Origin of the sequence: Leifsonia virtsii, from assembly GCF_030433675.1 — a bacterium.
Taxonomy (GTDB): Bacteria; Actinomycetota; Actinomycetes; order Actinomycetales; family Microbacteriaceae; genus Leifsonia; species Leifsonia virtsii.
This window is the reverse complement of record NZ_JAROCB010000009.1, coordinates 24,030-33,732: the sequence shown is the minus strand read 5'-3', so window position 1 is coordinate 33,732 and position 9,703 is coordinate 24,030. Positions and strand designations below refer to the sequence as shown.

Sequence of the window (9,703 nt, the reverse complement as noted above, 5' to 3'; positions counted from 1 at the left end):
TCCCCCACGGTCGAGCACCAGCCCCGGCCGGGCACGCCGTGCGGGCCGCGCGCCGGACTCCGGCCGGGCCCCGTACCCCACGAGCGTCGGCTCGCGCACGTCGGCGGCCGGCTCCGCCGGAGCGGGCGCGGGCGCCTGCTCCCCCGGCTCGTCCGCCTCCACCTCGAACGCGACCAGCGGCTCGCCGACCGCGACCGTCGCCCCGGGCTCGACGAACAGGCGCGACACCCGGCCGTCGTAGGGCGCCGGCAGTTCCACGAGCGCCTTGGCGGTCTCGACCTCGGCGATGATCTGGTTCAGCTGCACGGTGTCGCCGACGGCGACCTTCCAGGCGACCAGCTCCGACTCGGTCAGTCCCTCGCCGAGGTCGGGCAGAGCGAACTCCTTGACGGCCATCAGTCCTCCACCCCGGTGAGCGAGTTCGGCCGGTCCATGGCGCGGTCGATGCCGTCCAGGATGCGGTCGAGGTCGGGCAGGTGCGCCGACTCCAGCCGCGCGGGCGGGTACGGGATGTCGTGCCCGGTCACCCGCACCGGCGCGTGCTCCAGGTGGTAGAAGCAGCGCTCGGTGATCGACGCCGAGATCTCCGCCGCCAGTCCACCGGAGAGCGCGGCCTCGTGCGTGACCACGAGGCGTCCCGTGCGCTTCACCGAGGCGACGACGGTGTCGAGGTCGAGCGGGGACAGCGAGCGCAGGTCGACCACCTCGACCGACACGCCCTCGTCGCCCGCCGCGACCGCCGCATCCCGGGCCAGCTGGACCAGGCCGCCGTAGGTCACCAGCGTCACGTCGGAGCCCTGCGCGACCACGCGCGCGGTGCCCATCGGGCGGGCGTCGGCGAGCGGGGCGTCCTCGTCCACCTCGCCCTTGGCGTGGTAGCGCCGCTTGGGTTCGAAGAACAGCACGGGGTCGTCGGAGGCGATGGCCTGCTGGATGAGCGTGAACGCGTCCTGAGGGTCCGACGGGCTGACCACCCGGAGGCCGGGCGTGTGCGCGAAGTAGGCCTCCGGCGAGTCGGAGTGGTGCTCGGCCGAGCCGATGCCGCCCGCGAACGGCACGCGGATGACGATCGGCATCCGGACGTTGCCCGCCGTGCGGTAGTGCATCCGCGCCACCTGGTTCACGATCTGGTCGAACGCCGGGTAGATGAAGCCGTCGAACTGGATCTCGACCACCGGCCGGTAGCCCCGGTACGCCATCCCGACCGCGGTGCCGAGGATACCCGACTCGGCGAGCGGCGAGTCCATCACCCGGCGCGGGCCGAACTCGGTCTGCAGCCCGTCCGTGACGCGGAAGACGCCGCCGAGCGTCCCGATGTCCTCGCCCATGAGCACCACGCGGTCGTCGGCGGCGAGGGCGCGGCGGAGGCCGGCGTTGATGGCCTTCGCCATGCTGAGAGAGGTCATCGTCCGTCGCTCCCCACGAAAGTGCGCAGGTAGCGCGAGTAGTGGTCCCGCTGGCGGGCGAGCCCGGTGTGCGGCTCGGCGTAGACGTTGTCGAACACCGTCAGCGGGTCGGGGTCCTGCAGCGCCGTGATACCGGAGCGCATCTCGGCGGCGACGGCGTCGGCCTTCGCCGCGATCGCGGTGCGGCGCTCATCGGTAAGCGCGCCCTGCGCGGTCAGGTACGCCTCGACGCGCGCCAGCGGATCCTTTCCGCGCCACGCGTCGAGCTCGGACGGGTCGCGGTAGCGGGTGGGGTCGTCCGCGGTGGTGTGCGGGCCCATCCGGTAGGTGACGGCCTCGATGAAGGTGGGGCCGCCTCCCGTGCGCGCCCGGTCGAGCGCCGCCCGGGTCACCGCGAGCACGGCCAGCACGTCGTTGCCGTCGACGCGCACGCTCGGGACGCCGAACCCCGGGGCGCGGTCCGCGATCGGACGCTGCGCCTGCAGCGAGACCGGCTCCGAGATCGCGTACTGGTTGTTCTGGCAGAAGAACACGACCGGGGCGGCGTAGGTCGCCGCGAAGATCAGCGCCTCGTTCACGTCGCCCTCGCTCGTGGCGCCGTCGCCGAAGTACGCGACGGCGACCGCGTCCGTGCCGTCGGCCTGGATGCCGAGGGCGTAGCCGGTCGCGTGCAGCGTCTGGGCGCCGATGATGACCTGCGGCGTCGCCATGTTGATGTCGTACGGGTTCCAGCCGCTCTGCGTCGTGCCGCGCCAGACGCGTAGCAGGTCGACGAGGCCCGCCCCGCGGCAGTAGGCGACGCCGTGCTCGCGGTAGCTGGAGAAAACGAAGTCGTCGGCGCGCAGGGCGCGGCCGGAGCCGATCTGGGCGGCCTCCTGGCCGAGCAGCGGCGGCCACAGGCCCAGCTCGCCCTGGCGCTGCAGGGCGGTGGCCTCGGAGTCGATGCGGCGGATGACGCGCATGTCCTCGTAGAGGTCGAGGAGCTGTTCAGGGCCGATGTCGGAGACCCAGGCGTCGAACCGGTCGTCGCTGTGCCGGGCGCCGTCGGCGTCGAGCAGGCCGACGAGGTCGAGCCCGTCGAGACCGAGGTCGCCGAGGGACTCGAGGCCGGCGCGGGCGTCGCTCCGGCGGGTGGCAGGCTGATTGTCGATCGTCACGGTTCACGCAACCTTCACTCTCGCGCCCGGCGGGCGGCGCTTGTGGCGCGCCCGACGGCTTCCGGCCCCTTCGCCGGAATTACCGGAAGGCTACGCTGCGGGGTCAGCCCGCACAACCATCAGCGTGTCGACCGTGCACCCTGCACTATCGCGGCGGAGCGTTGGATGCTAGCTTTCACACTATGCGCAGCTTCGACAACACCGACCGCCGCATCCTCCTCGCCCTCGCGGACGATCCCCGGTCGACCAACGTCTCCCTCGCCGACCGGCTCGGCCTCAGCCGGAACACGGTGCAGGCTCGGGTCGCCGAGCTGGAGCGCAACGGCGCCTTCCTGTCGTTCGAGCGGCGCATCTCGGCCCGGGTCGCCGGCTACCCGCTCGCGGCGTTCGTCAACGTGCACGTGCAGCAGCAGCGGCTCGCGGAGGTGGTCGAGAACCTGGCGGCGATCCCGGAGATCGTGTCGGCGCACGGCCTCTCCGGCCCGTCCGACCTGCTCCTGCGCGTGGTCTGCGTCGACGCGGAGGACCTGTTCCGGATCACCGGCATCATCCAGTCCACCGAGGGCGTCGATCGCGCCGAGACCTCCCTCGACATGGGCGAGCTGATCCCCTACCGCCTCCGCCCCCTCCTCACCCGCGACGCCTGACCCCTCCACCATCGAGTCCGCAAAGACTTCACGCTGAGATCGGTCTCCCCGTGCAGTTTTTGCGGACTCGGCGGTAGGGGAAGGGTGGGGAGATGCGCGAAGGCCGCGCCGACGAAGTCGGCGCGGCCTTCGGGTAGGCGAGACGGGTTACGCCTCGGCGGGGGCCTCCGCAGGCGCCTCGGCGGCCTCGGCGGCGTCCTCGGCGATCACCGGGGCGAGCGAGAGCTTGCCGCGGTCGTCGATCTTGGTGATCTCGACCAGGATCTTCTGGCCGACGCCGAGTACGTCCTCCACGTTCTCCACACGCTTGCCACCGGCGAGCTTGCGGACCTCGGAGATGTGCAGCAGGCCGTCCTTGCCCGGGAGCAGCGAGACGAACGCGCCGAACGCGGCGATCTTGACGACGGTTCCGAGGAACTGCTCGCCGACCTCCGGGTTGGTGGGGTTCGCGATCGCGTTGACCTGGGCGCGGGCCGCCTCGGCCGACGGGCCGTCGGTGGCGCCGATGTAGACGGTGCCGTCCTCCTCGATGGAGATCTCGGCGCCGGTCTCGTCCTGGATGGCGTTGATCGTCTTGCCCTTCGGGCCGATCAGCTCGCCGATCTTGTCGACCGGGATCTGCACCGAGATCACGCGCGGCGCGGTCGGGGCCATCTCGTCCGGACGGTCGATCGCGGCGTTCAGGACGCTCAGGATGGTGGTGCGGGCGTCCTTCGCCTGGGTCAGCGCGCCGGCGAGCACCGACGACGGGATGCCGTCGAGCTTCGTGTCGAGCTGGATCGCGGTGACGAACTCGCTGGTGCCTGCGACCTTGAAGTCCATGTCGCCGAGCGCGTCCTCCGCGCCCAGGATGTCGGTGAGCGCCGCGTAGCGGGTCTCACCGTCGACGACATCGGAGATCAGGCCCATGGCGATGCCGGCGACCGGGGCGCGCAGCGGCACACCGGCGTTCAGCAGCGACAGGGTGGAGGCGCAGACGGAGCCCATCGAGGTGGAGCCGTTGGAGCCGAGGGCCTCGGACACCTGACGGATCGCGTACGGGAACTCCTCGCGGCTCGGCAGCACCGGCACGAGCGCACGCTCGGCCAGGAAGCCGTGCCCGATCTCGCGACGCTTCGGCGAACCCACGCGGCCGGTCTCACCGGTCGAGTAGGGCGGGAAGTTGTAGTGGTGCAGGTACCGCTTCTTGGTGACCGGCGACAGCGAGTCGATCTGCTGCTCCATCTTGAGCATGTTCAGCGTGGTGACGCCCAGGATCTGGGTCTCGCCGCGCTGGAAGATCGCCGAGCCGTGGACGCGCGGGATGACCTGCACCTCGGCGTCGAGCGGACGGATGTCGGTCAGGCCGCGGCCGTCGATGCGGATGCCCTCGCGCAGCACACGACCGCGCATGACGACCTTCGAGACCGACTTGTACGCCGCCGAGAACTGGGTGAGGACCTCGGGGTCGAGGACGCCCGCCTCCACCTTCTCGGTGAGGGACGCCTTGACGCGCTCCTTGAGGGCGTCGTCGGCGTTCTGGCGCTCGATCTTGTCGGCGATCTGGTAGACGTTCACCAGCTCGTCGTAGGCGAGGCCGGCGACGTTGTCGTAGGTGTTCTGCGAGTAGGGGAGGAACACCGGGTAGTCGGCGATCGCCTTGGCGGACTGCTGCGCGAGAACGTTCTGCGCGCCCACGAGCTCGCGGATGAACGGCTTGGCCGCCTCCAGTCCCTGGGCCACGACCTCCTCGTTCGGCTTCACGGCGCCGCCCTGGATGAGGTTCCAGCTGTTCTCGGTGGCCTCGGCCTCGACCATCATGATCGCGACGTCGCCCTCGGAGCCGTCCTCGTTGACGAGGACGCGGCCCGCCACGACGAGGTCGAACACGGCCTCCTCGAGCTGCGAGGCCTTCGGGAACGCGATCCACTGGTCCTCGTGCTGGCCGTTGCCGGGGATGAGCGCGAGGCGCACACCGGCGATCGGGCCGGAGAACGGCAGACCGGAGATCTGCGTGGAGGCGCTGGCCGCGTTGATGGCGAGAGCGTCGTAGAACTCGTCCGGAGCGATGCTCAGGACGGTGATGACGATCTGCACCTCGTTGCGGAGGCCGTCGACGAACGACGGGCGCAGGGGGCGGTCGATCAGGCGGCACACCAGGATCGCCTCGGTGGACGGGCGGCCCTCGCGGCGGAAGAACGAGCCGGGGATCTTGCCGGCGGCGTACGAGCGCTCCTCGACGTCGACGGTCAGCGGGAAGAAGTCGAAGTTGTCCTTCGGGTGCTTGCTGGCGCTCGTCGCGCTCAGCAGCATGGTCTCCTCGTCGAGGTAGGCGGCGACGGCGCCCTGCGCCTGCTGGGCGAGGCGTCCGGTCTCGAACCGGACGGTGCGGGTGCCGAAGCGGCCGTTGTCGAGGACGGCTTCGGCGAATTTGATCTCAGGACCTTCCAAGAGGTCTGTCTCCTTTGTTTAACGTCGCCACCCCGTGTGGGCGCGACTTCATCCAAGGAGCAGGAACAGGCAGATCGACACGCATATGTACGGACATCGAGCGTGTACGGGGCATCCCATCGGGGTGCGTGGGCCGAGCCCGTCTGGCCATCAGTAGAAATACACGGTTGCGGCCTCGCCGATCCAGCGGGCGCATCCGGATACCACCACCGAGGACCAGCTCCTGCCGGCCTGCTCCGGGTTCCTTCTCGGTATTGAGTTGGACGGTCGGCGCACGGCCGACCACCAGCATCCTATCAGTCGGCGGCGTGGAGTAGGCGGGAGGCGGGTCTCCCATCCGCGCGCCGGGGTTACGATGCTGCGCATGGACGAGGGAGTCTCGCGGGCGATGCGGCCGGTGGTGGACGCATCGTGGCGTCGCGCCGAGCAGGCCAGGCTCGACCCGGAGCACGTCAGCGCTCCCCTGGTGCTCGACGGCCCGGCGCTGGACGACGCGCGGCGGGCGCATCCGATCTCCGCGGCGCTGCCGGTGATCCGCCAGCTGCTGGTGCGCGACGCCGATCCGGACTCCCGCGTCGTCGTGGCGATCGGCGACGAACGCGGTCGGCTGCTCTGGGTGGAAGGCGACCCCGTGCTGCGGCGCCGCGCGGAGGCCATGCTGTTCGTGCCGGGGGCCGCCTGGGCCGAGGGCGATGTCGGCACCTCCGCCCCCGGCACCGCGCTGGCGATCGGCGGCGGCGTGCAGATCCGCGGCGCCGAGCACTTCTCGTACGAGGTGAAGCCGTGGAGCTGCACCGCCGTCCCGGTGCGCGACCCCGAGTCCGGCGACATCATCGGCGTCGTGGATGTGACGGGCGAGGATCAGGTGGCCGCGCCGCACGTGCTCCCCCTGGTGGAGGCCACGGTCGCCGCGGTCGAGCGCGAGCTGCTGATCGCCCGGCTGCGCGACCACGGGAGCGGCCCGCGCGCGGCATCCCGGGGGGCGGCATCCCGGTCCCACCGCTCCCCCGCACAGGCGGCGCAGCTGCGCATCCTCGGCCGCGACACGGGCGAGCTCACCGGGCAGAGCGGCCGCACCGGGACGCTGAGCACCCGGCACAGCGAGCTGCTGGCCCTACTGGCCTGGCACGGCGAGGGGCTCTCCGCCGAGCGCCTGGCCGAGCTCGTGTACGGCGACGCCCGCCGCGCGGTGACGCTCCGCGCCGAGATGGTGCGGCTGCGGCGCGCGCTCGGGTCGGTCGCCCCGGAGCTCGGCCCGCTGACGCGCCCCTACCGGCTCGCCGCGCCGCTGGAGACCGACCTCGGCGCGGTCGTCGACCTGCAGCGGCGCGGGGCGCACCGCGCGGCGGTCGCGGCGTACGGCGGCGGCCCGCTGCCCGGCTCGGTGGCCCCGGGACTGGACGAACTGCGCGAGGACGTCGTCGGCCGGCTCCGCGAGGCGCTGATGGAGTCCGGCTCGGCCGACCTGCTCCTCGCCTGGGCGGAGACCGACCGCGGCGCGGACGACGTGGAGATCTGGCGCGCCGCCCTGCACGCCCTGCCGCCGCAGTCTCCGCGGCGCGCGCTCGTCGTCGCGCACCTCCTCGCCCTCGAATCCGCCGAGTAGCCCCTCGAGTTGCACGTCGTGGTCGCTATCCGGACCGAATAGCCGCACCTACGTGCAACTCGGGCCGCCCTCACGGGTATGCAACGGGATGCAACCCTCCTCCGGCTAGCGTGCGGAGCGCGCGCGACCGGCGCGCACATGCGAAGTCGAAGGAGACCAACCATGACTCTGAGTCCGGAACAGACCGCCGCCGACACGACCGCCCCGGCCGAGAAGCCGAGCGTCTACGCCCACCCCGGCAGTGAGGGCGCCGTGATGAGCTACGCCCCGCGCTACGACCACTTCATCGGCGGCCGCTACGTCGCGCCGCGAGGCGGCCAGTACTTCGAGGACATCACCCCGGTGACCGGTCGCCCGTTCACCGAGATCGCCCGCGGAACGGCCGCCGACGTCGACGCCGCAGTCGACGCGGCCTGGGCGGCCTTCCCGGAGTGGAGCCGCACCTCCGTGGCCGAGCGCGCGCTGCTGCTGACCCGCATCGCCGACCGGATGGAGGCCAACCTCGAGGTGCTCGCCGTCGCCGAGACCTGGGAGAACGGCAAGCCGGTGCGCGAGACGCTCGCGGCCGACATCCCGCTCGCCATCGACCACTTCCGCTACTTCGCGGGAGCGATCCGCGCCCAGGAGGGCGGCATCAGCGAGCTCGACCACGACACGGTCGCCTACCACTTCCACGAACCCCTCGGCGTCGTCGGGCAGATCATCCCGTGGAACTTCCCGATCCTCATGGCGACCTGGAAGCTCGCCCCCGCCCTCGCGGCCGGCAACTGCGTCGTGCTCAAGCCGGCCGAGCAGACGCCCGCGTCCATCCACGTCTGGCTCGACCTCATCCGCGACCTGCTGCCGGACGGCGTGCTCAACATCGTCAACGGTTTCGGCTTCGAGGCCGGGGCTCCGCTGGCGTCGCACCCGCGCATCCGGAAGGTCGCATTCACCGGCGAGACGACCACCGGCCGGCTGATCATGCAGTACGCGAGCGAGAACCTCATCCCGGTCACGCTGGAGCTGGGCGGCAAGAGCCCGAACATCTTCTTCGAGGATGTCGCGAGAGGCAAGGATGCGTTCTACGACAAGGCCCTGGAGGGCTTCTCGTTCTTCGCCCTCAACCAGGGCGAGGTCTGCACGTGCCCGTCGCGCGCGCTCGTCCAGTCGTCGATCTACGACGGCTTCGTCGCCGACGGCCTGCAGCGGGTGAAGGCGATCAAGCAGGGCGACCCGCTGGACGTCTCGACGATGATCGGCGCGCAGGCCTCCAACGACCAGCTGGAGAAGATCCTCTCCTACATCGACATCGGCAAGCAGGAGGGGGCCCGGCTGCTGACCGGCGGCGAGCGCGCCGACCTCGGCGGGGAGCTCTCCGGCGGCTACTACGTGCAGCCGACCGTGTTCGAGGGCGACAACTCGATGCGCATCTTCCAGGAGGAGATCTTCGGGCCCGTCCTCGCCCTCACCCGGTTCGACGGCTTCGACGACGCCATCGGCATCGCCAACGACACGCTGTACGGCCTGGGCGCCGGGGTCTGGAGCCGCGACGGCTCCCAGCTGTACCGGGCGGGCCGGGCGATCGAGGCCGGGCGCGTGTGGTGCAACACGTACCACCAGTACCCGGCGCACGCGGCCTTCGGCGGCTACAAGCAGTCGGGCATCGGCCGGGAGAACCACCGGATGATGCTCGACCACTACCAGCAGACCAAGAACCTGCTGGTGTCGTACGCCGACGGCGCGATGGGCTTCTTCTAGGAGTCGCCGTGACGGATTCGCCCGCCACGCGGGTGGACGTCACGCCGGCCGCCGCGGACATGCTGCGGCGGCTGGCGGCCGTCCACGGGCCGCTGCTGTTCCACCAGTCCGGCGGATGCTGCGACGGGTCGGCGCCGATGTGCTTCCCGGTCGGGATGTTCCGCACCGGCGGCTCCGACGTGCTGCTCGGCCGGCTGGCCGTCGAGGGCATCGATCCGGTGCCGGTCTACATGTCGGCGTCGCAGTTCGAGTACTGGAAGTTCACCCACCTCACCATCGACCTGGTCGACGGCCGCGGCAGCGGCTTCTCGGTGGAGGCGCCGGAGGGCAAGCGGTTCCTCCTGCGCTCCCGGATGCTGTCCGACGCCGAGCTGGCCGCGTTCGGCCTGGTGTAGCCGGTGACGAGCTGCGGGAGGGCGTCGCATCGAGGCGCGACCGGCGTCCTCCCGCGATCACTCAGCGGGCGTCGTGATCGGCGCGCGGGTAGTCGCCGATGCGCTGCCGGGTGCTGCGCACGAGCGGCGGCTCGCCGTCGTGCTGGGCGCCGACGTAGGCGCCGAGCGTCTCCTGCTCGACCGGGTCGTCGTCGGTGCCGGTGTACCGGCCGTGCACGCGCCGCGGCTCCGCCGTCTCCGGCTGCGCCTGCGTGTAGCGGCCTTCGACGAGGTCGCGTTCTCCGCGTTCTGTCATCGTCCTCGCCTCCTTCAGTTGCGATAG

9 protein-coding genes are annotated in these 9,703 nt (G+C 71.4%); 4 read left to right on the top strand and 5 right to left on the bottom strand.

Annotated elements, in window-relative coordinates; all coding sequences use genetic code 11:
* The 3 genes from P5G59_RS20760 to pdhA form a co-directional block, all read right to left on the bottom strand.
* Positions 1 to 396, bottom strand: a 396-nt coding sequence (locus P5G59_RS20760) for a biotin/lipoyl-containing protein (protein ID WP_301220867.1), incomplete at its 3' end; no start/stop codon positions are given.
* Complete coding sequence (locus P5G59_RS20755; protein ID WP_301220866.1) at positions 396 to 1,406, bottom strand: alpha-ketoacid dehydrogenase subunit beta; 1,011 nt, start codon at positions 1,404 to 1,406, stop codon at positions 396 to 398. The genes P5G59_RS20755 and P5G59_RS20760, both read right to left, overlap by 1 nt.
* Complete coding sequence (gene pdhA, locus P5G59_RS20750) at positions 1,403 to 2,563, bottom strand: pyruvate dehydrogenase (acetyl-transferring) E1 component subunit alpha (protein ID WP_435871295.1); 1,161 nt, start codon at positions 2,561 to 2,563, stop codon at positions 1,403 to 1,405. The genes P5G59_RS20755 and pdhA overlap by 4 nt, the downstream gene beginning before the upstream one ends.
* A gap of 182 nt (positions 2,564 to 2,745) precedes the next feature.
* Here pdhA and P5G59_RS20745 point away from each other — a divergent pair, with 182 nt between their 5' ends.
* Positions 2,746 to 3,210, top strand: a complete 465-nt coding sequence (locus P5G59_RS20745; protein ID WP_301220865.1) for an Lrp/AsnC family transcriptional regulator — start codon at positions 2,746 to 2,748, stop codon at positions 3,208 to 3,210.
* Positions 3,211 to 3,357: 147 nt separating this feature from the next.
* Here P5G59_RS20745 and P5G59_RS20740 read toward each other — a convergent pair whose 3' ends face one another.
* Positions 3,358 to 5,640, bottom strand: coding sequence for a polyribonucleotide nucleotidyltransferase (locus P5G59_RS20740; RefSeq protein ID WP_301220864.1), 2,283 nt, complete (start codon positions 5,638 to 5,640; stop codon positions 3,358 to 3,360).
* 364 nt (positions 5,641 to 6,004) lie between these two features.
* Between P5G59_RS20740 and P5G59_RS20735 the strand changes: the two genes are divergently transcribed.
* The 3 genes from P5G59_RS20735 to P5G59_RS20725 all read left to right on the top strand — a co-directional run bounded on the left by P5G59_RS20735 (position 6,005) and on the right by P5G59_RS20725 (position 9,381).
* Entirely contained in the window at positions 6,005 to 7,246 is a 1,242-nt protein-coding gene (locus P5G59_RS20735; RefSeq protein ID WP_301220863.1) for a GAF domain-containing protein, read from the top strand.
* A 162-nt stretch (positions 7,247 to 7,408) separates the two neighbouring features.
* Positions 7,409 to 8,986, top strand: a complete 1,578-nt coding sequence (gene exaC / locus P5G59_RS20730; protein ID WP_301220862.1) for an acetaldehyde dehydrogenase ExaC — start codon at positions 7,409 to 7,411, stop codon at positions 8,984 to 8,986.
* Between the two features lie 8 nt (positions 8,987 to 8,994).
* Positions 8,995 to 9,381 carry a DUF779 domain-containing protein gene (locus tag P5G59_RS20725; protein WP_435871294.1) on the top strand — a complete coding sequence of 129 codons (387 nt, stop codon included), beginning with the start codon at positions 8,995 to 8,997 and terminating at the stop codon, positions 9,379 to 9,381.
* A gap of 61 nt (positions 9,382 to 9,442) precedes the next feature.
* On the opposite strand, the gene P5G59_RS20720 is transcribed toward P5G59_RS20725, so the two are convergent.
* A complete protein-coding gene (locus tag P5G59_RS20720) occupies positions 9,443 to 9,676 on the bottom strand; it encodes a hypothetical protein (RefSeq protein WP_301220861.1) in 234 nt (77 codons plus the stop codon).
* Positions 9,677 to 9,703: the final 27 nt, after the last annotated feature.

What these genes read in the sequence shown, in the direction of transcription:
- exaC (WP_301220862.1), top strand. Translation starts at nt 7,409, where the DNA reads ATGACTCTGAGTCCGGAACAGACCGCCGCCGACACGACCGCCCCGGCC.
- P5G59_RS20735 (WP_301220863.1), top strand. Translation starts at nt 6,005, where the DNA reads ATGGACGAGGGAGTCTCGCGGGCGATGCGGCCGGTGGTGGACGCATCG.
- P5G59_RS20755 (WP_301220866.1), bottom strand. Translation starts at nt 1,406, where the DNA reads ATGACCTCTCTCAGCATGGCGAAGGCCATCAACGCCGGCCTCCGCCGC.
- P5G59_RS20745 (WP_301220865.1), top strand. Translation starts at nt 2,746, where the DNA reads ATGCGCAGCTTCGACAACACCGACCGCCGCATCCTCCTCGCCCTCGCG.
- P5G59_RS20720 (WP_301220861.1), bottom strand. Translation starts at nt 9,676, where the DNA reads ATGACAGAACGCGGAGAACGCGACCTCGTCGAAGGCCGCTACACGCAG.